This is a genomic window from Arthrobacter sp. NicSoilB11, from assembly GCF_019977375.1.
In the GTDB taxonomy this organism is placed as follows: Bacteria; Actinomycetota; Actinomycetes; order Actinomycetales; family Micrococcaceae; genus Arthrobacter.
Map to the genome: position 1 here is coordinate 1,950,490 of NZ_AP024657.1, position 20,246 is coordinate 1,970,735.

The 20,246-nt window shown below is 62.1% G+C and carries 19 protein-coding genes; 11 read left to right on the top strand and 8 right to left on the bottom strand.

Annotation, left to right across the window (positions count from 1 at the left end; genetic code table 11):
• Positions 1–549 precede the first annotated feature (549 nt).
• Complete coding sequence (locus LDO14_RS09005; RefSeq protein WP_223994906.1) at positions 550–1,080, bottom strand: hypothetical protein; 531 nt, start codon at positions 1,078–1,080, stop codon at positions 550–552.
• Positions 1,081–1,857: 777 nt separating this feature from the next.
• Between LDO14_RS09005 and LDO14_RS09010 the strand changes: the two genes are divergently transcribed.
• From LDO14_RS09010 to LDO14_RS09025, 4 genes are all read left to right on the top strand, one after another.
• The gene (locus LDO14_RS09010) at positions 1,858–2,292 is read left to right on the top strand and encodes an SRPBCC family protein (protein ID WP_223994907.1); all 435 of its coding nucleotides are present in this window, start codon (positions 1,858–1,860) and stop codon (positions 2,290–2,292) included.
• Positions 2,293–2,515: 223 nt separating this feature from the next.
• Positions 2,516–2,947: an ester cyclase gene (locus tag LDO14_RS09015; protein ID WP_223994909.1), complete on the top strand. Its 432-nt coding sequence runs from the start codon at positions 2,516–2,518 to the stop codon at positions 2,945–2,947.
• 145 nt (positions 2,948–3,092) lie between these two features.
• Complete coding sequence (locus tag LDO14_RS09020; protein ID WP_223994911.1) at positions 3,093–4,547, top strand: amidase; 1,455 nt, start codon at positions 3,093–3,095, stop codon at positions 4,545–4,547.
• Between the two features lie 123 nt (positions 4,548–4,670).
• Positions 4,671–4,919: a hypothetical protein gene (locus LDO14_RS09025; RefSeq protein ID WP_223994914.1), complete on the top strand. Its 249-nt coding sequence runs from the start codon at positions 4,671–4,673 to the stop codon at positions 4,917–4,919.
• 68 nt (positions 4,920–4,987) lie between these two features.
• On the opposite strand, the gene LDO14_RS09030 is transcribed toward LDO14_RS09025, so the two are convergent.
• Both LDO14_RS09030 and LDO14_RS09035 read right to left on the bottom strand, forming a co-directional pair.
• The gene (locus LDO14_RS09030; RefSeq protein WP_223994916.1) at positions 4,988–5,650 is read right to left on the bottom strand and encodes a DUF6308 family protein; all 663 of its coding nucleotides are present in this window, start codon (positions 5,648–5,650) and stop codon (positions 4,988–4,990) included.
• A gap of 577 nt (positions 5,651–6,227) precedes the next feature.
• Entirely contained in the window at positions 6,228–6,485 is a 258-nt protein-coding gene (locus LDO14_RS09035; RefSeq protein ID WP_223994918.1) for a DUF6228 family protein, read from the bottom strand.
• A gap of 397 nt (positions 6,486–6,882) precedes the next feature.
• Here LDO14_RS09035 and LDO14_RS09040 point away from each other — a divergent pair, with 397 nt between their 5' ends.
• Positions 6,883–7,200 (top strand): STAS/SEC14 domain-containing protein, encoded by a 318-nt coding sequence (locus LDO14_RS09040; RefSeq protein WP_223995166.1) that lies wholly within the window; start codon positions 6,883–6,885, stop codon positions 7,198–7,200.
• A gap of 209 nt (positions 7,201–7,409) precedes the next feature.
• Here LDO14_RS09040 and LDO14_RS09045 read toward each other — a convergent pair whose 3' ends face one another.
• Complete coding sequence (locus LDO14_RS09045; RefSeq protein ID WP_223994920.1) at positions 7,410–8,084, bottom strand: TetR/AcrR family transcriptional regulator; 675 nt, start codon at positions 8,082–8,084, stop codon at positions 7,410–7,412.
• Positions 8,085–8,135: 51 nt separating this feature from the next.
• Here LDO14_RS09045 and LDO14_RS09050 point away from each other — a divergent pair, with 51 nt between their 5' ends.
• From LDO14_RS09050 to LDO14_RS09060, 3 genes are all read left to right on the top strand, one after another.
• Complete coding sequence (locus tag LDO14_RS09050; RefSeq protein WP_223994922.1) at positions 8,136–8,657, top strand: hypothetical protein; 522 nt, start codon at positions 8,136–8,138, stop codon at positions 8,655–8,657.
• Entirely contained in the window at positions 8,654–9,628 is a 975-nt protein-coding gene (locus tag LDO14_RS09055) for a CPBP family intramembrane glutamic endopeptidase (protein ID WP_223994924.1), read from the top strand. The genes LDO14_RS09050 and LDO14_RS09055 overlap by 4 nt, the downstream gene beginning before the upstream one ends.
• A 368-nt stretch (positions 9,629–9,996) precedes the next feature.
• Complete coding sequence (locus tag LDO14_RS09060) at positions 9,997–10,446, top strand: GNAT family N-acetyltransferase (protein WP_223994926.1); 450 nt, start codon at positions 9,997–9,999, stop codon at positions 10,444–10,446.
• Between the two features lie 82 nt (positions 10,447–10,528).
• Here the strand turns inward: LDO14_RS09060 and LDO14_RS09065 are convergent, their stop codons facing one another.
• Complete coding sequence (locus tag LDO14_RS09065; protein WP_223994928.1) at positions 10,529–10,927, bottom strand: helix-turn-helix domain-containing protein; 399 nt, start codon at positions 10,925–10,927, stop codon at positions 10,529–10,531.
• Between the two features lie 97 nt (positions 10,928–11,024).
• On the opposite strand from LDO14_RS09065, the gene LDO14_RS09070 reads away from it, so the two are divergent.
• On the top strand, positions 11,025–11,432 hold the full coding sequence (locus tag LDO14_RS09070; protein ID WP_223994930.1) for an NAD(P)H-binding protein: 408 nt from the start codon (positions 11,025–11,027) through the stop codon (positions 11,430–11,432).
• A gap of 1,201 nt (positions 11,433–12,633) precedes the next feature.
• Positions 12,634–13,071: a DNA-directed RNA polymerase subunit alpha C-terminal domain-containing protein gene (locus tag LDO14_RS09075; protein WP_223994931.1), complete on the top strand. Its 438-nt coding sequence runs from the start codon at positions 12,634–12,636 to the stop codon at positions 13,069–13,071.
• A gap of 376 nt (positions 13,072–13,447) precedes the next feature.
• On the opposite strand, the gene LDO14_RS09080 is transcribed toward LDO14_RS09075, so the two are convergent.
• The 3 genes from LDO14_RS09080 to LDO14_RS09090 form a co-directional block, all read right to left on the bottom strand.
• Positions 13,448–13,759 carry a hypothetical protein gene (locus LDO14_RS09080; RefSeq protein WP_223995168.1) on the bottom strand — a complete coding sequence of 104 codons (312 nt, stop codon included), beginning with the start codon at positions 13,757–13,759 and terminating at the stop codon, positions 13,448–13,450.
• Positions 13,760–14,188: 429 nt separating this feature from the next.
• Positions 14,189–16,810: an AMP-binding protein gene (locus LDO14_RS09085; RefSeq protein WP_223994933.1), complete on the bottom strand. Its 2,622-nt coding sequence runs from the start codon at positions 16,808–16,810 to the stop codon at positions 14,189–14,191.
• Between the two features lie 819 nt (positions 16,811–17,629).
• Complete coding sequence (locus LDO14_RS09090) at positions 17,630–19,027, bottom strand: MFS transporter (RefSeq protein ID WP_223995170.1); 1,398 nt, start codon at positions 19,025–19,027, stop codon at positions 17,630–17,632.
• A gap of 208 nt (positions 19,028–19,235) precedes the next feature.
• Between LDO14_RS09090 and LDO14_RS09095 the strand changes: the two genes are divergently transcribed.
• Positions 19,236–20,204, top strand: coding sequence for a helix-turn-helix transcriptional regulator (locus LDO14_RS09095; protein ID WP_223994941.1), 969 nt, complete (start codon positions 19,236–19,238; stop codon positions 20,202–20,204).
• Positions 20,205–20,246 lie beyond the last annotated feature (42 nt).

A 20,246-nucleotide genomic window follows, 5' to 3' on the forward strand; every position in this document is an offset into this window, starting at 1 on the left:
GCGAGGATGAGGAAATCGCCGGTCACCCTGGCGGCCGCGGTTCCGTTATTCCAAACGAAATACAATGCCAGCGCAGCCAGCAGTACGACAGCACATCCCGCGAGCCAAGCGAGCCTGGTTCTGCTTCGGCCTACCGGTCGAGGAAGTTCGAGGCGACCGTTCTGAGACACGTTGAGCCCTCCCAATTGGGCGCCTCGCACCCGCAAGAACTCGAGACCCGGGCCGCCCGAACACCCGGACGGAGACGCACACCCAAAATATATCCCTCCGACCTCAACTCCGAGGGCACCATGCCCGTGGCGCGAAGGTAGGGCGGTCTTCTCTTCGGGCAGCGGGTGGCCGCCGCGACGGCCCTGCCAGCCTATGCCTGGGCCGTCCACCACCCTGGGTTATTGGCCGAGCAGGGAGACGGCGTGGGCGATGACCAACGCCAGCAGCACGAAGCCGCCGAAGGCTTCCAACCCCATCAGTCCTTTGGCCCGGGCTGAAAGCGGCATTGTATCCGTGGGGCTGAATGCCATGGAGTTGGACAGCGAAAAGTACAGATAGTCAATGAACGCAGCCGTCCAGCCGGTAGTGACCGAAGATCTGGCCGCAACTTCCTTGACAGCGTCGTGGTCTTCGTCTTGCGGGAAGCGGAAGTCTGCTCTGGGCAGGTGGGGGGCGCGGGGTGTGCCGGCGGGAGACGGGTCCGCCGCGGTCCAGTTCCCAATAGACCAAGGCGAAAGCGATCACGTTCGTTACCCATACCTGAAGTGCGGCGAGCAAAAGGGTGGGTCCGTTGCTGTTGGTTGTCGTCAGGGCAATGACCAGCTGAACCAAGGCAGCCTCGTTGGCCACGACCAGGAGGAGTGCCTGGCCAATGGAAAGAATTCTGGACCAGCGGGTTTCGCGGGTCAGCCGGCGAGGATTCAGGACCACCAGCGGAATCAGCAGACCAAATCCGACCACCACGACGACATAGCGGACGCCCGGCAAGAAAGTCGTCGGCAGCGTCCCGTATAAGCCCAGCGCAGCGAGGAGGCCAATCACGGCCGGCCAGCGATGCTCGGCTCGGCCCTGCATTTCGACTGAGATCATGATCAGGAGTCTAGGCTCGGTTGCCCCGCCAGGGCCGGTCAGGGCATTGAATGTGCGCCGCGTCGGCTTAGCATCAGCACCGCGTCGGGCCATGAACCACCTGTGCTTCAGCCCTCTGCATACGAGTTCCCCGACACAGCGCGGAGGGGCATATCGCGCAGAAAGTCCACGGGTGTGAACCCCCACGAACCTCACGAGGTTGGAGTCGCTCGCTGCGGACTCCACGCTGTCAGCTCGTCCAATTTTTGGCTGACAGCCAGATTCCAGTGGCAGAAGTCGTCACAGGCCCGGCCAGACGCCTTGTACCGTCCACCCTCCACCCTTGGTATAGGCGGCGACAACCGGTCCCAGCCCAACAAGGGAGTGCGGGTAAGTAGTCTGCCGCAACACCGCATGGCTGCACTCCAGACCCCGCAAAGCCTCCACAGCCTTGGCCATGGCGTCCCTGGAGTTCGTGCCCGCAACCGTGAACCAGCCAGCTCCGTGGTCGGTTCCGTACTCAAGAAGGAACGGCATAGACGAAAGCGTTCCGCACCAAAACAGGTTCAGACAGGGCCGATGGTCCCTCTGGGTCGACCGCACGGATACGCTTCCACCAGAGTGGCGAACTGGGGCAGCAGTCCGGCACCTGAAGTAAGCCATCCTGACCCTGGACTTAGTCAACGTTCTCCTGAGAAGCTGGCCGACGTGGCCTGCCTCGGCAGGACGCCGCGAAACCGCCAGTATTGGTGGAATTGCGTGGTCGGTGACGTGCATTCGGTTGTTGGAAGGATAACTATGGCCCACGCAGAAAATCAGATCACCATCGACCGCTCACCTGAGGCGGTGTATGCGTTCCTCGCGGATGGATTGAACAACCCGAAATGGCGCTCGGGTGTTCAGGCCATCAGCCTGCGAAGCGGCGCTGGCGGCAGCGTCGGGGCCATCTACCAGCAGACGCTTACCGGTCCCGGAGGCCGTCCGGTGGCTGGAGACTACGAAATTACGGAAGCCCGGCCTGGGGAATACCTGGCGTTCCATGTCGTAGCCGGCCCGGCGCGTCCCGTCGGGGAATACAGACTGACCCAGGACGCCAGGGGGACCCTCGTGAGATTCACTCTCGATGTGCAGCCCAAGGGCCTCATGAAACTGGCCGGACCCTTGATACAACGCACCATGGGCGCCGAGGTCAGCCAGCTCGCATCGCTCAAAGCCTGCCTTGAATCATCTTGACCGATGCGAAACGGCTGTGCGCCCATGGCTGCCCTGCGCACGCTGACCGTGTTTGTGGCGTCGATGCCTTCCGGACGCGGATCCTTGCCTTTTCTGCGTGCCTAACTTGTCTGACTTCACCCGCGACGGTGGTGGGGAGATAAGGGACCAACGACCCATTGACTGGTGCCTTGGCAGGTCTAGCATGAACCGCGTCAGGACATTTTCAAGGAGGAGATGTGTGATGTCACGCGCTGAAGTTGAGGAGCTTGACGACCGCGGGATGGCGGCCTGGGACCAGCATGACACGGCCGGCTTCGCCGGCCTGCTGGCCGATAATTTTACCTTTTCGGATGTGATGGCCGCGGAGCCCTTCCACACGCGGGATCAGGTCCAGTCCTACATGGACGCGTGGTTCTCGGCCTTCCCGGATATGCACGTGAAGACCACGAGCAGGGTGGTCAGCGATGACGACGTGGCGGCGGAAGTGGAGTTCACCGGAACGAATACCGGTCCGTTGCGGATGGGAGACCAGGAAATTCCCGCGACGGGCAAGTCCGTGGTCGGGACAGGAACCTATTTTGCTTCCATCAGGGACGGCAAGATCGTCTCCTTCCGGGCTCATCCTGACGTCGCGTCGATGATGGGGCAACTGGGCCTGATGCCCGGAATGTAGCGTCAGCCGAAGGTGGCTTGTGGCTGCCAGGGAATAGAATTGCGTACGGCTGGGCCCCGCACCGCGTGGACTCTCCGGCCATAGTTTCCGGGCGTAGAACCTTGGGCTGACAGGGAGTGTCGTAATGCCGCCCAGGGAGGTCGCAGTGGATGAACAACTCCGCTGGATGGATGCAACGGAGCAAGCCGATTTAGTCCGCTCCGGCCAGGTCAGCGCCGGTGAACTGCTTGCGGAAGCGAGGGAACGCATCCGGGTAATGAACCCTGCCCTGAACGCCGTGATCCTCGAGCTGGACCCGGCGCACGACGGTTTGCCCGCCCTGGCCGGAAACACACCTCCTGACAACGGAGATCACTATCCGTTTCCAGGGGTGCCGTTCCTGGTCAAGGATCTCGCCCTGGAAATCGCGGGGACACCGTTTTCGGAAGGTTCGCGTTGGCTTGCGGGGAACGTCTCACGCACGGACCAGGAGCTCGCGCGGCGGTTCCAACGGGCCGGGCTGGCCATCGTCGGGAAGACCAACACCTGTGAGTTCGGACTAAGTCCGCACTGCGAACCAATCCTCCATGGCCCAACGCGCAACCCATGGGACATCGCTCTTTCCACCAGCGGATCAAGCGGCGGGTCGGCGGCCGCCGTTGCGGCCGGCCTCGTCCCGATGGCCCACGGAAACGACCTGGGCGGTTCACTGCGCTATCCAGCAGCGTGGTGCGGACTCTTCGGCCTCAAACCAACCCGCGGCCGGGTTCCGCTCGGACCGGAATATGGCGACATCGCGGGCGGCCTCGCGGCCGAGTTTGCGCTGACCCGCACAGTCCGCGACGCGGCTGCATTGTTGGACGCCGTAGCCGGACCGGCTCCCGGTGACCCATACTGCGCTCCGCCGCAGCAGCGCCCCTACACGGCCGAGATAATGACCGCGCCGGGACGCCTGAGAATCGCGGCCACGGCTTCACCCAACAGGGGCCAGTCAGTCCATCCTGACTACCAGCGGACCTTTGACGCGACGGTGAACTTATTGGTCAGCCTGGGCCACCACGTCGAAGAAGCGCATCCTGAACCGCTGGATCGTGCCGGACACCGAGCTCTCCGCGCCGTATACGCTGCCGCGGCCAGCTGGATCGAAGGGTACTGGACGAACCGGCAAGGGCGCGGGCCCGAACCGGGCGAAATCGAACCCTACACCGAGGTCCTGTTCGAACGCGGCCGCAAGGTCAGTGCCGCGGACTACCTCCAGGGCGTGGAGGAACTGCAGCGCTTTAGCCGGCGGATCGCCGGATTCTTCGATAATTTCGACCTCTGGCTGACGCCGACGGTCGGCTGGCCGCCGTTGCCGCTGGGCGCACTGACGGCGACGGTCGAGGACCCGCTCCGCGGCGAGCGGGAAGCTGGCCGGTTCCTGATGTTTGATGGCGAGTACGCCAACATTACCGGTAACCCGGCCGTGTCGATACCGTCGGGCACCGATTCCGCTGGGCTCCCCGTCGGAATGTCTTTCCTGGCCGCCTTCGGTGCCGAGGCAACCCTTTTCCGGCTTGCCGCGCAGCTGGAACGGGCCAATCCCTGGGCCGCGCGGCGACCAACAACCACGATGCTGTAAATCCGATCCACAGCTATCGAACAAAACAGCGACCCAGCGAGAAACAAGCGAGGCAGAAAAATGTATCTAGGAATGTACATATTCAGGGGGAACCCGGCTGAGCTACTTGCCGGGCACGACCGCATGCTCGCCCTCCTTCCGGAAGGCCAACTGGACCTACACCTCTGCGTGGAAACGAAAGACGGCATCGCTGTCCTCGACACCTGCCCAAACAAGGAAGTCTTTGACCGCTTCAGCAGCGGTCGATCATTCCATGAACTCGTGGCCGCCGCCGGGCTGCCACCGGCGGAAATCCAGCACCTGGGTATCGTTAAGAGCTTCGTCCTGCCATCAGGTCAGAAGGAGGCAGCCAGCGGCACCGACCAACCATAAAAGCACATAAACACACTTTTCCGAGTGGATTGCGCTGTTGCAGGTGCTCATGTGGCCTACGCGCGAACCTAGCTGAATTCCGGCTCTTTGCCAAACATCCAAAGGATGACGTCCATAAGCCGCAACTCCGATATCGCCTGTTCGATTCCGGAGAGCTTATGGATCTCGGCGAGGCGTTCGGGCAGGCCGGTTCCGTCGGTCAAGAGCGCGTGCCAGTCTACCCACTGGGTGTCTGAGCTGCGTTGTCCCGTGACTCTTCCGATGGTGATGTCCCAGACGGGGATGAGGTCGGATCGTTTGCGTGCCATGATTCTGCTGGCCGCGGCGGCTCCGATATCCAACCCGGCTTCCGCATCGCGACGAAGTTCGTCCCGCAAAATCATCGCCGGTCCACTTCCCGTCAGTAGATCGATGGCCTGTTCGCGGGTGAGGCTGCTTAGCGGGACGTGGGTGGGGATCCGTCGCAAGATATCTGTCACGCGAGCTGCTCTGGTGGGTTCTTGCAACGCAATCCATGCTTTCAGAGGGATGGGCGCGCCGAGCATGTTAACAGCGATGGCATCACTGTCCGTGAGGACATCGCGTGTTTCCATGTCGCCCCTGCCGGCCCACCCGTCGAAGTAGCTTCCCGTGCCCGTGCGTCCGTGCTTGTCGGTCCCCGCATAGTAGCGGTGCACCAGTTTCGCTGCCGCGTCGAGGTTCCGTTCGGTGAGGATGGCGGGTACTTCCATTGTCCCTCCCTGTGGCTAATCTGTTTCTTGCCCCAATTGTGCTTGCACCTGGACCAAACACCAGGCCAAGGTGACGAATTGACTGCTTTGTGTCGAGTTTTCCGTGTTAGGAAAAACACGACAATTCTGCAGCTTGGATCAAGGTTCGTACTCCCTCCGCGTCTGCTCGGTGCGATGGGCCAGCTTATTCGCTGGCGGAATGCGGAACACGACTACGGGCCTGGCGAGTCGAGGAGGGTTGCCCCGCCGCCGGTTTCACAAACGTGCAAATCTCTCGGTACTGAGCCGTCGCAGGCGGAGTTCGTTGGTTTCCAGGAGGCTGGACGTCATTCCCAGCTGTGCTTGTATTGGTGGGCCTACAAAGCCCGGCCGCCGGCATGGGAAACAATGGGATTGTAAAGCTGGGTTGTTTGTTTCGGGCAGCTCACGGTCGTGTGGGGGCGAGCAAAGCGCGGAGCGCCTCCAGTGCGACGGTCAGTTCTAGGCCGGGATCCAGGGTGACTTCCCCTTTGGCGACCCACGGCGCCGACCGGACGTAGTCCTCGAGCTCGAAGGAAAGTCGGAGAAGTCCGTCGTGCTAAGCGCACAGCCGGAAATCGCCTTCCACGGAGTCAAACTTCTTTTCACCGTCCCAGCCATGCCTGTTGAGTGCCAGCTCCTCGAAAAACGACAGCAGCCCCGCCCACTTGCTCTGATCATAAACGCTTTTGTTGGCTCGCAGGCCTTTTAATTCCACTGTCACTCTCAGGTATTCTGTCGTCCCGTCGAATTTGCGAGGAGCCCTATCGATGAGAAATAACAGCGTTCCCTGACGCCCCATTCTCGCCTCATTCATGAACACTATTCTCCATCAATCATTGCAACTGAGAACCCTCATCAAAAGCCCACTTGAAGGCGGATCAACGCAGCCCGGGAGGGGGGGCGAAGCGCTGGGCTATGGTGTCCGACGGTGCGAAGTTGAGGCTTCCGGCCCTCCCCGGCCCGTTATGGGGCGGCAGGACGCGCGGAGGCGGTGGCGCCCCGGGTAACCTGCTCCTGCAAGACCACATCAGACCGCGGGCGGCAATGCGCACCAGGGACCCGGATGCGGTTGGTGAACTGTATTTTATTTGGTGACCCTATGGTCACCTGCAAGGTACGATTCCCCGATGCGGGGTGGACAAGGTACTGGTGTCATCGTTCGTGGTGGCAAGGGCGCAGTCGCGTTGCGTCCGGACGGAATTATTCATTTGATGTGGAACCCGAGGGTTCGCATCGAAGTTCAAGACGCACGGGCGGCTATGACGGCGGTCAATACTGTCGCCTGCGGCGCGGAGTACCCCATGCTCGTCGACATGGCGACCACGGAGCACGTTGCCCGAGAAGCGCGCGCCGTGTTCTCCATTCCATGTGCCGCAAACAGGATTGCACTCCTTGGCGCGAGCCCCGTGGACCGTGTGATTGCCAATTTCTTCCTCAACGTCCACATTCCGCCTTGCCCGACCCGGTTCTTCACCTCACGGGATGACGCTCTGACGTGGCTGGCCAGAGATACAGACGGGCCCTCCTAGGGGCCCGGCTGGCAACCGTTGAAAGTAATTCACCTCAGGCCTGTCGTTGGAAGGAGGCCGGACTCCGGGAGGTACATGTCTGAGATCTAATGGACGTCGTCGCGGGCCGCGGTCGCAAGGGTGGCTCTCGGGGGAGCATTCCTACCTGCTGATGGCTGGTTCTTGGTTGTTGCAAGTCGCAGGTGTGCGGCATGTTGTTGGACGGGACTTTATTGGAAGGGGTTGATGGTCAGGCCGGTGGTCAGGGCTGCCAGCCCGAGTTCGAACTGTTCCTGGCCGGCGACCTCTGGAAGTTCGTCGAGGAGGCCGGCGAGAAGGGGAAGGTCGGTTGGAGGCAGGCTGGCAACTTCCCGCCGCCAGCTCGCGGCGTAGGTCGCTGGCGGCTGCCGGTGGGTGCGTGGTACTTCCCATGCCACGAATCCTGTGGCGTAGGTCAGGACCGCGTAGACGGCGTGGACGCTCCGCGAGGGCTGCATTCCGGCGTTGGCCAAGGGCCCGAGGAGGGCTTCGAGTCCGTGCAGGATGCCGGGTCCGATGACCGGGCGGGAGAGGAAGATTAGCGGGAGGCTCGGGTGCTCGAGCAGGTTCAGGCGAAGTGCCCGTCCCCAGGCAAGTAGGATTTCCGCGGCGTCAGCGGGTAGAGGGTGAGGGAGCCGGAGGTCGCGGAGGCCGCGTTGGGCGATGGCTGCGAGCAGCTCATCCTTGCTGACGACGTAGCCGTAGATGGTCATCACCCCGCATTTGAGGCGCTGGGCCAGCATCGGCATGGTGAGGGCCTCGGGGCCTTCTTCGTCGGCTAGCGCCAACGCTGCTTCGACTACCTGCTCCCGGGTCAAAGAACCGCGCGGTCTCCGTTTCCGGGGGGTCTTGACAGATTCCTGCATGGATGTAGCGTACATCTTACGGTAAGACATACGCTCCATGAAGGTGTAAGGATGTCCCCGGATCAGTTTGGGAGCCTCGCGGTCAACGTTGGAATCTACGTGGCTTTGATCGCTTTCGTCCTGTACCGCCAGATGCGTGCCCAACCTCTCAGGGTTCGAAGGCTGGTGCTGTTCCCGGCGGGCCTTGGCCTCATTGGGCTCCAGCAACTGGCGCGCCAACCTCTCGCCATGGACGTGGGAGGCGCAGCCGTTTTTGTGGCCGGTATTGTGATCGGCTTGGCTGCCGGTCTCTGGCGGGGGACAACGTTCCGGGTCTGGGCCGATGCCGGCTACGCGATGGTCAAGGGGACAGCGATGACGCTTGTAGCGTGGGCTGTTCTGATGGGGATGCGGTTGCCGTTCGCACTCTTCGACCCGAGCTCACACCATCCCCAGGGCTTGGTAGTCGGCGAACTGCTCTTGGCCCTGGCCATATCATTTGCCGGGCAGAACGCGGTGGTTTGGGCGCACGCCAAACGGATCCACGTTGACCGGCCGCCGTCTTTCATCCCATCGGGGAGCAGTAGGCCATGAACTCAAAGCACCAGAGCCCGGCAAACCTTGCATTTAACCGGCAACGGGCGAAAACGAAAACCTCTCTAACAGCTCCAGACCCTCTTGGCACGCAGGGAGCGCCGCTCACCCCGATGCCGGCGGCTCGCTTCGGAGCCGCCTGCATCGTGGCCGGATTCCTGCCCGTGGCAGCCGGGTACGTTCCCGGTGATGCCGCTCGCCTCGCCTGCGGCCTGGTCGTCCCGGCGGTGTTGCTTGCCGTCGCCCTTCTGGCGCGGCGCAGTGCCGCCATGCACGCTTACTGGGAAATCCCCCTGGCTTTGTTCGGTATGTCCCTTTTCATCGTGGCCGATCGCTACGTGCCCGGATTCCTTTCAGGCCGGATCCTGCGCAGCCCTCCGGCCGCCGGGAACCCCTTGGCTTCGACGGTTTCGGGCACGGTGATCATCGAGCTCGATGAGCTGCTGCTCACCGTCCTCGCCGTGCTGGTGGTGGTCTGGATCTCAAGGAGTTCGCTGGCCTTAATTTATCTGCGCAGAGGTCGATTCGGGAGGGCGTACGTGATCGGAATCGTCGCGCTCCTTGCGTTCTACGCACTGACTTTCGGCGCCTTGTCGCACTCACGCTTCATGCCCCCTCAAGGCGCCCTCGACGTCGCCCGTTACCTCAGCCTGACGCCCCCGCTTCTGACAACGGCGGCCGCCAATGGATTCCTGGAGGAGCTGATGTTCCGGGGGCTGCTGCTGTCCAAGCTCAACATCGCCTTCGGCCCCTACGGGGCGACCGGTATCCAGGCTGCGATCTTTGCCTCCTGGCACGTCGGCGTGACTTACACGGCCTCCGCACTCATCTTTATTGGGCTGTTCGCATTCCCGCTCGGTCTCATCGGCGGCTACCTCACTCGCAGCTCCGGCAGCATCATCCCCGCACCGCTCTTCCACGCGGGCGCGGAAATACCGATCTACCTGGGATTCCTGTCATACGTCTCCTAGGCTCCCGGAGGCTCTTCATTTGGGGCGTAAGACGCCACGGTGTAATTGCCAAGGATCGCTGACCGTTAGACGGAGCGTCCGTCGCTAAACCCCGCTTCGGGCTGGTCTCCCGTCTTTGTCTGGAAGACAAGATTGGGCAATTCAAGGACTTCGAGGGCGAGCCATCCATCGTCCGCAGATGTGGGCATCCGGTCACGCCCATGTTGTGGTGTGCTCGTTGCGGTTCTGACCAGGGTCGTCGGCAGTCGTCGTTCAGGACGCCACGGCCTGAAGGGATACGGGTGTATACCGCTCTGTTCCAAGCCCCGCGTTTAACCTTTGGCGGTCAGTGTGTGAACCACGTTGCCCGTTCGCCATAGGGTGTTGTCATGACTGAGCGATATTTTTTCTCTGCCGACTCGGACAGGGTTGATCGTGCCCGCGTGCACCTGTGGCTTAGCGAGCAGTCCTACTGGGCGCGAGGTCGGTTTCGTGAAATGCAAGATGCCGCTATTGATGCCTCCCGGAACTATGGAGTGTACGACATCGAGAGTGGAGAGCAAGTAGCGTACGGTCGCGTCGTGACTGATGGAGTTACTTTTGGTTGGCTATGCGACGTGTTCGTTGCGACCGAAGCCCGCGGTCAGGGCATCGGCAAGATGCTCGCCGCAGGTGTAATGGCGGATCTGGAACCCTTGGGCCTGAGGCGGATTTTGCTTTCAACGGCGGATGCTCACGGGCTTTATGCCCAGCATGGCTTCACGGAACTTGCCGAGCCATCAAGAATGATGGCTCGTGTCCGTTCACCTATCACTTACGGGCGGCCCGGCCGCTCTTAGTTCGATCGCGATGTGGCTTGAAACCTCTCGGCCGCGAATCCCCCAAGGGCCGTGAACCGGCCCCTGTTGAAGTCGGGTTGGGTTAGCGGATCTGGTGGTCTGGGTTTTGGTGATCGTAGAGCTCGCGGGATGCGCCGATGGCGTCTTTGTGCTCCGCAGACCAATCCGCGAGTTGTTTGACAAGCATGGTGAGGCTGTTTCCGCGTTCAGTGAGTTCGTAGGTGACCTGGGCCGGCACGGTGGGGTAGACCGTGCGGGAAACCAGCCCGTCGCGTTCAAGACGCCTCACCGTGAGGGTCAGCATGCGCTGCGAAATTCCATCGATAGCCCGCTGGAGCTCTCGAAAACGTCTTACGCCGGAGGCCAGCTCCACGATGACCAGCACCGACCACTTGTCACCGATCCGGTCCAGGACGTCTCGGATCCCGCAATCCGGGTGGGCGGCGTCGCCGCAAGGCTCCAGGACGGGGGTTACTGCCATGTGACTGCCTAACACCAACGTGCCTCCTTGTGGGCCCTTGTTCGGTTCCCGATGATGAGTCTAGTTACCGAAAAGAACCAGTGAAATGAGCCTGCCCATGATTCTCGTTACCGGAGCCTCCGGCCACCTTGCCACAGCTATCCTCGGCCGCCTCAAGAAGGCGGGTGCGCCGGCGACCGGAACAACCCGTAACCCAAACTCCACCAGCCAGCTCCGGGCCCTCGACTTCGACGCTCCCGAAACGATCTCCTTCGAAGGCGTGGAGACACTGGTTTTGGTGTCCGCGGGAGCCCAAGAAGACGACATCGTGATCACCAGGCACAACAACGCCATCACGGCTGCCGAACGAGATGGGGTCAGGCACATCGTTTACACGAGCCTTACTGACGCCGGCGATCACCTGGGATTCGCACTGGCGCACCGCTGGACAGAGCGCCGCCTTTGCAACGGAACGGCGCGGTGGACCATCTTGAGGAACGGTCTTTACGCTGAGCTGATCGGCTAGCTCCTGACTCCGCATGAAGGCGTCATCTCTGCCCCCTTCGGGCAGGGCGGCGTCGCCGCCGTTGCCCGGGACGACCTGGCGGAAGCAGCGGCCATCATCGCCCGGAACCCCGAAAAGCACCAAGACAAGACGTACAACCTCGTTGGGAACGCCGTCATCACGGGCAAGGACTTGGCTTACAGGCTGGGTGCAGAGTATCGGCCGGGTAAACTCACCGAACTGCGGCAGAGCCTAAACTCCGCTGCTCTGCTACCCTTCCAGCCATCTATGCTGCTCTCAATCCATTCCGCCGCAAGTCACGGATTCCTTGCGGGGATAGGCACGGATATTAACGACATCCTTGAACGGGAACCCATAAACGCACTGGAAATCGCGGTTGCTGCCGCGGCCGGGATCTAGCATCCTGGATGGAATTCCAGTTCCTCCCTGCCCGGATTGATTGCTGCGCGGCCTTGACGTCCGACGATACCGGCCATTGTGTTTCCCAGCACTTCTGAGCTCCCGGGCTCTGCCGATCTTCCTATTCCGCAAGCCACCTGCCGCCACGGCGGGGGCTACGGCGTCGTCGAGGTGGGCCCCGAGACTCTTCAGGCTCCGGCTCAGGGTGTCGATGGTGTGCAGCGACAGGGCCCCAGGCAATGCCGGTGCCATACGTCCGGAAACAGAGACGTTGAAAGGCATGGTTGCCCGGTCTGTAGATGTGCGGTTCACCCCGGACCGGGCCGACGGAGCAAGGGCCCCACGGAGTCGGCCGGGCACGGCTTGACGGTTGGCGCGGGTAACTGACGATTCACTTCACCGCCGAGCTGACAGAGCCGCTATGCGTGCAGCGCCAGCCTTCAGGCCTCCGCGCTGGACATCTCAATTGATAGGTTGGTCACGAACGCCCCGAATATCCTTTCGTCCATCCAAGCCCACCCGCATTGTCCTCCTGTCCCCATTTAAGAAGGCCTCTGCGGGAGCGTGTGCAGCGACCATCCTCGGGCCCGGGAACTTCAGGCGACGCAGGGATGGGGGAGGGGCAGAGGGCATTGCAGCGTGATGTTAGCCCTCGATACTGTTGATGGCATTAGTTTGATCACTCCATGCTCCGCCTTGTCACCGTACCTCTGCGCTTCGGTTGCAGGATTTCCTTCGGACACCTATGGTGTCACCACGGACAGGCCGTCACGGCGGCATTTTACTACACGGAGAAGAAGCCATGGGCAAAGCACTCCATGACACAACCGGCAGCGCGGGGAGTCCATCGCCACTGGCTGGCTCCAAAAATTTAGCCCCGCCGCTTGACGGGAGGCTACGAGAACGCGAACTGAACCGCGTTCGTCCCGTTACGGAACTGGCACTTCCAACGAAGGCCGTTAACGCCCTGCTTCGGGTCGGAGTCAATTCCGTCGGCCAGCTAATCAGCCGGTCAAAGGCGGAACTGTTGACCGAGGTCGTTGGGCTCGGAGAGGAAACAGTCAAGGCCATCGAAACAGCTCTTACCAAGGAAAACCTCACGCTCGCCCCGACGGAAGTCCCTTCGTCTGCTTTTACCCAAATATCGATCCGGCAGGCCCTGAGCCGAGGCAAAACCGGCCGCCATATCAAGAACCACGACGCGTGGGCGAATTCCGCCGAGCCGCCCCCTCCTGGTTGACCACACATCGATCAGACATCCCTGCGCCGGAGATTGCGATGATCAGCACAGTGAACAGCTGCCGGACGCTTGTCCTGACAGATGCAGGCAGCTCGGGCAACCCCTGGAACCGGGCCGTCGACCTGACGGTCACCGGCGCCGGCCGGGAAAGGACCGGGGGATTGTTCACCCATCCACGGCCTCTTCATCGTCGTGACCGGGCACTGACAGTCGAGGCCTGACAGGCTGGAGCCCGTCCTGGCTAACGCTTTCCTACTCAGCACGCAACGTTGTCGAATTACCCAAGGACATCCTCCTGGACACCGTCACCTTCGGCGGGATTGAGACCTTTGACCTGCTCGCGGGCCAGAGTCGGCAAACGAACGTCACGCCGCGCCTAAGTATCGCTGTTGAGCTGACGGAGGGCGGCTTGGATGTCTTTCTGCATGGGCAGGCCGCCGACACCGCTGCCGCGGCTATAGAGCCGGCAGGTCAGGGCAGGAGGCGCATTGGAGGGAAACAGGTCACGGCCATCGGCGATGAAGGATGGCGAGCCGTGGAAACCCAGCGCCTGGGCCTGTTCCTCACGAAAAAGTTCGACTACCCGGACTTCTCCATCAATCCCTTCATCCGCCAGCGAGGCACGAAGCAGCGCAAGGGCCGGCGCACTATGTGGGCAATCCGCGATGATCCGTAGTTCAAACTCCATCACGTAATCTTCCTCCTTTTCTTCCCAGGAGCGAACCCGGCCGATCGGCGGCGGCGCGGTGGCTGATGCCGATCCTGCCGGTTTTGGCCTAATGGTCGGTTCCGTCCCATCCCGAGTACGGGTCCTCCTCTTCTTGGGTGTTGATCACACCAGAACGACCGGCTTCGGCCGCCCTGGTCATCGAGTTGGCAAGTAACTCTGCCTGCCCGCGCGGCGATGTGTGGCGCCGTAAAGGATCACAGCCGCGACGGCCCGGCCGACCTCAGCGAGGCCAAGGCAGAGCATCGTCGTACCCGATGTGCTGGAATGACCGCCGAAAAATTCCTGATTGCCGTGTAACGCCGACATCAACCCCTCGCGGTGCCCTCGGAATCCTCGTGCGCCCCGCAACTGAGGGGCCATCGAATTTCATTCTTAGCAAACGGTGGTTTAGACGGGAGTTAGTTGGCGAGCGGACGCCGTGGGCTCCCGGCCTACTTTCGGTTTGCGGAGCATGCGCCGGCGATATGCATGGACCGTGATGTTGCATAGGCTCCGGTAGGCGATGCCTGCGGCGAGGGAGGCCGCTACGGCAAGGGTTGAACTGATGGGGTTCACGAGGGGGTAGATGAGCCAGTGGACGAGATAGATGTGCATGGAGGCGCTGGCCAGGAGGGCGGCTGGTTTGCTGAGGATGCGGGGCACGGGCAGGGTAGGCAGCCAGGTCAGGAGCAGGATCCCGGCGATCATGGTGAGTTCCCGGTTTTGATCGTCGAAGAACCCTGGGATGGTGAGGACCGCGAGCGTTGAGACGAGGATGCGTTGCGGGAGGTGGTGCGACCGCGCGAGTGCCCAGCCCAGTGTGAAAAGCCAAAGGGCGGGGAGGGTATGGGGGATGTCCGGGTTGATGACCTCGTAGCGGGTGAGAAGTCCCGTGCCGAAGAGTGCCAGCGGGAAAAGAAACGGGAACCGGCGTTCGGCCCGGTTGAGCCAGGGGATTGTGAGCAGAGCCGACATCGCTACGAGGATGTAGACGATGACCTCGATGAACCAGAAATGCCATTGTGTGGTGACCTGCTCGGGTCCGATCAGGGCGTTGAGCAGCAATACGTTGGCTACGGTGTACCGGTCCGTGAGGAGGTATGCAACGCCGATGAAGAGCATGCTTGGCACCGCGATGCGGGCCACTGCGGTGAGTTGGCGGCGTAGCCTGGGGAGTCCGTGACCGTTGAGCTGGAATCGGGCGAAGTTGAACCCTGACGCGGCGATCAGGACGTGCGCCATGCCTTGCCATTCGAAGAGGCCGATATGGGTGCTGATGATCAGGATGATGCCTATGGCCCGGAGAACGATGCTGGTATCCATGGCTGAGGTAACGGGTCTACGCTTCTGCCGGGAGGGGCGGGCGCCCTGTCCCGGGTTATTGGGTACAGGATTTTTGGCTTCCAGGTCGGAGACGGTCCTAAGGTGCCAGCCGGGGGGAAGGTTGCCGAGGAGCCGTTCCAACCGGACCGACACCGCTACAAATGACAGGGAGTCGCCGCCGAGTGATACGAAGCTGTCCCCGCCCTTGATTTCTGTGAGCTCAAGCCCCTCTTGGAAGATGCGGCGGATGGTCTCGGTTTCTGCGCCGGGCGGGGCGCCCGGCGCGCGCTGTCCTTCGGGTTGTGCGGTGGTGGGATCGGTGTCGATGCCGTTGCGCCCGGCAAGGGCGGTGATGGCGCTGTAGTCGACTTTCCCGTTGCCCAGGCGCGGCAGTTCGTGGACTGGGCGGAGGTCGACGGCGGCTCGAGGCAGTCCGATGCCTTGGGCCAGAACTTTGGTCAGGAGCTGCATGTCGTGGGTGCCTTCGGCAAGAACGGTCAGGACATCATCGGTGCCTGCGGCTGCCGCTGTGACGCCGAGGCCGGTCAGGAGGCTTTCCACCTGGCCAAGGTCTACCCGGAGGCCGACGATTTTGAGGAACCTGCTGCGCCTCCCGACCACTTCGTAGAGTCCCTTGTCGTTTCTGCGCGCCAGATCACCGGTCCGCAGCTCGGTAACGGTACGGCCCTGGGCCAGATCGTGGGGTGCCTGCGCGTACCCAAGCATGACGTTCGGTCCGCTGTAGATCAGTTCCCCGTCTGCCAAGCCATCGACGGGGTCGATGCGGAAGGTGCCGCCGGGAACAGGTATGCCAATCGCTCCGGGGTTGTCGGCGGCGAGGTGCGGAGGAAGGTATCCCATCCGTGCCGTCGCTTCGGTCTGGCCATACATGATGAAGAGATCCCAGCACTTCTGCTTGCCGATCTCGGCGTAGGCACGGACTTTTTCGGGCGCAAGCCGGCCGCCGGCTTGGGTAATGTAGCGGAGGCTGGGCAGCTCCATTTCCGCGAAACCTACACGTTCGAGCAGTTCGAACGTATAGGGAACCGCGGCGAACGAAGTGGCCTGCGCATTCCGGAACAGGTCCCAGAAGCATGGGTCCACCACCGACAGGCCGGTCAGTACCAGGGTGCCGCCGCGGAGCAGATGGCTGTTGATGACCGAAAGTCCGTAACAGTACGACATCGGAAGCGTGGTGGCGGCGCGGTCGTCCGAGGTGAGGCCTAAATATGTGGCGATGGACTCGGCGTTGGCTTGCAGGTTGCCGTGGGAGAGCCTGACCAGCTTTGGTGAACCTGTGGAACCAGATGTGCTTAGCAGCAGGGCAAGGTCTGGATGAAGTTCGTGTCTGCTTTTCGGCCGTCGTTCGTCGAGGCTGAACCGGCCGTTGGCCGAGCGCAGCACAACGTCAGGATCATAGGCTTCGATCATGGAATCCAGCGCCGCTGGCTTGTCTTCGGGAAGAAGGATCAACGGATTTCCGGACGCAAGAGCGGCGAGATAGGCGACCAAAGATTCGACATCGTTCGATGCGGCCAGTGCAATGAGGCGACGCTCCGTGCCGAGAGCCTTGGCCAGGTCCGCGGTGCGCTCGGCCAGGCCCTGATAGGTCAAGGTGAGCCCGTCGGCGATGATGGCAGGCCTGGTTCCGTAGCTCGAAAGATCGGCAGCGAAAGGTACCCGCGCGAATTCAAGCTGCGTGGTCATCCGAGAAATTTTATTAGCTAAGGCTAGCCTAAGTAAAACCACTGCTTGGACAAACTCATACCCCACGGGCGCGGCGACGCCCCTCCGTACGGGATTGACAGAAAGCAGTGCTTGGCTTGGGCCGGAGCTAGTTGTGCAGGGCCGCTGAGGGCGAGACCTTCACCAGTGCCCTGATGTGGTCCGGCACAGGCGCGGAGCAGCGCGCCTTCTCCACTAGCTGCAATCCTCGGAGAGCCTGCGGAATACTCGCCAAAAGCTTGGATTCGTCACGGGCCCAGGGTGTACCCCGCCGGAGGGTTGGCCCCGCAAATGTCTTTGTCGGAGGCCATAATTGCTGCGACGGGCTCTAGGGTTACCCTTACTGCTTTTGCCTAAACAGGAAGGGTAACGCGTCAAGCGTATATCGCTGCTGGTTTTCAGGTTCGGTTTTGAACGCGGAGATTTCTCAGCGTCGCGAGTGGCGAGGTGGCCGAAGGACGTGCTGTGAATCGTGCTCTCCTGAGAACAAGCCAGGGTCCCGCGCGTAATCGACATTTGCTCTCCTCAGGAGGCCTTGACGTCAGTTCGGGGTGTTGGGCAGCTGACGTCAGCTGGCGGGGATTAGAGGTGTGATTTTCAGCGGTGCATGGCGGCTTTTCGCGCGTATCTGCGATTGGTGTACCCACAAAACGATCCTTCACAGGATGCCGCGGCCGCCGGTGCAGCTGTCGTGTACGACTTGAGATTCGACGCCCAGAAATTGCGGGGGCACAGGTCATGGGGAGGGGCATGCCGCTCATCTTGGAGTGGCATGCCCCTGGGCTTTATGCAGGTGCTCGATTAGGGGGCTGGGGCTTGCTCAGTTGTTGTTGGGCGCAGGAAGAGGGCGACGGCCAGTGCTGTTGCCAGGCAGAGCGCGGCGTTGACCCAGACGGCCAGGGTTACTCCGGTGAGGACTGCCGGGGCGTCTGCTGATCCGATGGCCAGGAGCTGGGAGGTGAAGATGGCGCTCATGATTGGGATGCCCATGGTGATGCCGATTTGTTGGCTCATGGTTGCAAGGCCGGTGGCGAGGCCTGCTTCTTCTTCGGGCAGGCCTGTGGTGGCGGTGACCATGAACCCTACGATGACGACCAGGTTCGCGACGCCCCCGACGAACGTCGCGATCAGCAACAGGATGATCGCTGCGGGGTCGTTGCTGAGTAGAACGAGTGACGCTGTAGCGATGGCCTGGACGATGAACCCGTACACAATGGCGCGTTTGTTGCCAATCTTGCCGATGACCTTTGGTCCCAGGATTCCGCCGAGGACGGTGCCCAAACCCAGGACAGCGAAGGTGAGCCCCGCACCGAGCGGGGTGTAGCCGAGGACCCGCTGCAGGTACAGGGTGAGCAGGAAGACCAACGAGGTTTCGGTAACGAACGCCAGGATCCCGGCCACGTTGCCCCACGCTACGGTGGAGCGTTTCAGGATTGCCAGCGGCACAAGTGGAGCGGTTGCGCGTCGCTCGACGGCGACGAAAGCGACCAGCAGAATGACGGCTGCGGCGAAGGCTCCCACGGTGATGGGATCGGTCCAGGAGGCTTCGGCCGCGTGGGTGAGTCCGAAGACGAGGGCGAGCAGGCCCAGGGTGACCGTGATGGCTCCGGGAACATCCAGCCGGGTCTTTTCTGTGGGGCGGCTTTCGGCTAGAACGATTGGAGCGAGGACCAGCACGGCGGCCGCGACGGGGACGTTGATCAGGAACGCCCACCGCCAGCTGATCAGATCGGTGAGCAGCCCGCCAAGGATGGCCCCGGTGGTGAACCCTGCGGCCATGAGGGCTCCGTTCAGGCCCAGCGCTTTTTCCCGGACCTTTCCTTCCGGGAAGGATGAGAGCAGCAGTGACAGAGCTGCCGGTACGACGATGGCGGTGGCTACACCTTGGGCGACGCGGGCGATGATCAACAGGAGCGGTTCGGTGGCGATGCCGCCGAGGAGGGAGCCGGCGCCGAGCAGGGCCATGCCGATGATGAACATTCGTCGTCGGCCGGCCAGGTCAGCGACCCGGCCGAAGAGCAGTGTCAGCCCGGCCGCGCAGAGGGCGAAGGACGTGGCGATCCACTGCAGGTGTTCGAGGTTGAATTCGACGTCCGCACCAATGGTGGGCAGGGCGACGTTCAGGATGGAGAAGTCCACGGCCAGGGTGAAGCTGGCGGTGAGCAGGACGATCAGGCTGACCCGTTGCCTGCCGCTCATGCCCGGTTCGGGCCGGGCCTGGGCCGCTGTTTGGGGGCGGTCCATGTCATTCGATGTCGTCACGGGTATTCCTTCAAGGGTGATGAGGTCTGAAAAGAGAAGTTGTCGGATTCAGCTTGCGTGGATCGGGGAACGTCAGCCACACCACGTTGTGGGTAGCACTGGCAGGGACAGGACAACCACGTGACCGTCCGGGCAGACTGGGGGGATGAGCAATGGAAGTGAGCTGGGGGAATTCCTGCGAGTCCGGCGTGCAGCGCTGCAGCCCGAGGACGTCGGGCTCCGGAATTATGGTGTCCGCCGGGTCCCCGGGCTGCGCCGTGAAGAGCTGGCGATGCTTGCCGGGGTCAGCAACACCTACTACACCCGCCTCGAGCAGGGTCTAGGCACCAATGCTTCCGAGGCGGTGATAGAGGCGATCGCCCGGGCACTGAACCTGAACAGGGACGAAAGACTGCACCTGTTCAACCTGGCCAGGCCGGTCACCAAGCGCAAGCGCCGCGCTGCTTCACGGCCTGATCGTGCCCGTACAGGGACGGTGCGGCTGATCGACTCCATGGCGAGCACGCCCGCCGTCGTCCTGGGCCGGCGAAGTGAGGTGCTGGCTTGGAACAGTCTTGGGCACAGGCTGGTCGCCGGGCACCTGGCCTTTGATAGCCCTACCGACCCGGTGGAGCGGCCCAACATGACGAAGATGTTGTTCATGGATGAGCACACCCGGGCCCTTTACGTGAACTGGGCGGAAGAAGCCGCCCGGGCAGTGTCCTCACTCCGGCTGCTTGCAGGAGCCGCGTCCAACGACCAGGAGCTGACAGCCCTGGTTGGGGAACTGACAATGAAAAGCCCGGAATTCGCGAAGCTCTGGGCCAAGCACCCCGTGCAGAACTGCATGGCCGGAAAGAAAATGATGCATCACCCTGAGGTCGGCACCCTGGAGCTGAACTTCGAGGTCCTGGCCCAACCCGACGACTCCGGGCACCGGATCCTGATGTACACCGCGGACGCAGGCAGCCCCGCAGCCGCCGCCCTCCTCTTACTAGCCACCACACCTGACCCAGCGACACCGACCATTAAAAACACGGCATCTTTTCCCGTAAACCGATCGGCTAACGCGGTAGCCGCGGATTTTTCGAGCGACCGGGCTGCGGGGCCCTGCAAGTACATCTTTTTGAACTAGAGTTCGCTGCATGATCGTTTGGCTGAACGGCGCCCATGGAGC

Excerpts from the sequence above, each read along its gene's own strand:
- LDO14_RS09080 (WP_223995168.1), bottom strand. The coding sequence starts at position 13,759 with ATGGAGTTTGAACTACGGATCATCGCGGATTGCCCACATAGTGCGCCG.
- LDO14_RS09095 (WP_223994941.1), top strand. The coding sequence starts at position 19,236 with ATGAGCAATGGAAGTGAGCTGGGGGAATTCCTGCGAGTCCGGCGTGCA.
- LDO14_RS09005 (WP_223994906.1), bottom strand. The coding sequence starts at position 1,080 with ATGATCTCAGTCGAAATGCAGGGCCGAGCCGAGCATCGCTGGCCGGCC.
- LDO14_RS09060 (WP_223994926.1), top strand. The coding sequence starts at position 9,997 with ATGACTGAGCGATATTTTTTCTCTGCCGACTCGGACAGGGTTGATCGT.
- LDO14_RS09035 (WP_223994918.1), bottom strand. The coding sequence starts at position 6,485 with ATGAATGAGGCGAGAATGGGGCGTCAGGGAACGCTGTTATTTCTCATC.
- LDO14_RS09090 (WP_223995170.1), bottom strand. The coding sequence starts at position 19,027 with ATGAGCGGCAGGCAACGGGTCAGCCTGATCGTCCTGCTCACCGCCAGC.
- LDO14_RS09055 (WP_223994924.1), top strand. The coding sequence starts at position 8,654 with ATGAACTCAAAGCACCAGAGCCCGGCAAACCTTGCATTTAACCGGCAA.
- LDO14_RS09045 (WP_223994920.1), bottom strand. The coding sequence starts at position 8,084 with ATGCAGGAATCTGTCAAGACCCCCCGGAAACGGAGACCGCGCGGTTCT.
- LDO14_RS09075 (WP_223994931.1), top strand. The coding sequence starts at position 12,634 with ATGGGCAAAGCACTCCATGACACAACCGGCAGCGCGGGGAGTCCATCG.
- LDO14_RS09030 (WP_223994916.1), bottom strand. The coding sequence starts at position 5,650 with ATGGAAGTACCCGCCATCCTCACCGAACGGAACCTCGACGCGGCAGCG.
- LDO14_RS09010 (WP_223994907.1), top strand. The coding sequence starts at position 1,858 with ATGGCCCACGCAGAAAATCAGATCACCATCGACCGCTCACCTGAGGCG.
- LDO14_RS09070 (WP_223994930.1), top strand. The coding sequence starts at position 11,025 with ATGATTCTCGTTACCGGAGCCTCCGGCCACCTTGCCACAGCTATCCTC.
- LDO14_RS09040 (WP_223995166.1), top strand. The coding sequence starts at position 6,883 with ATGTGGAACCCGAGGGTTCGCATCGAAGTTCAAGACGCACGGGCGGCT.
- LDO14_RS09025 (WP_223994914.1), top strand. The coding sequence starts at position 4,671 with ATGCTCGCCCTCCTTCCGGAAGGCCAACTGGACCTACACCTCTGCGTG.
- LDO14_RS09085 (WP_223994933.1), bottom strand. The coding sequence starts at position 16,810 with ATGACCACGCAGCTTGAATTCGCGCGGGTACCTTTCGCTGCCGATCTT.
- LDO14_RS09050 (WP_223994922.1), top strand. The coding sequence starts at position 8,136 with ATGTCCCCGGATCAGTTTGGGAGCCTCGCGGTCAACGTTGGAATCTAC.
- LDO14_RS09015 (WP_223994909.1), top strand. The coding sequence starts at position 2,516 with ATGTCACGCGCTGAAGTTGAGGAGCTTGACGACCGCGGGATGGCGGCC.
- LDO14_RS09065 (WP_223994928.1), bottom strand. The coding sequence starts at position 10,927 with ATGGCAGTAACCCCCGTCCTGGAGCCTTGCGGCGACGCCGCCCACCCG.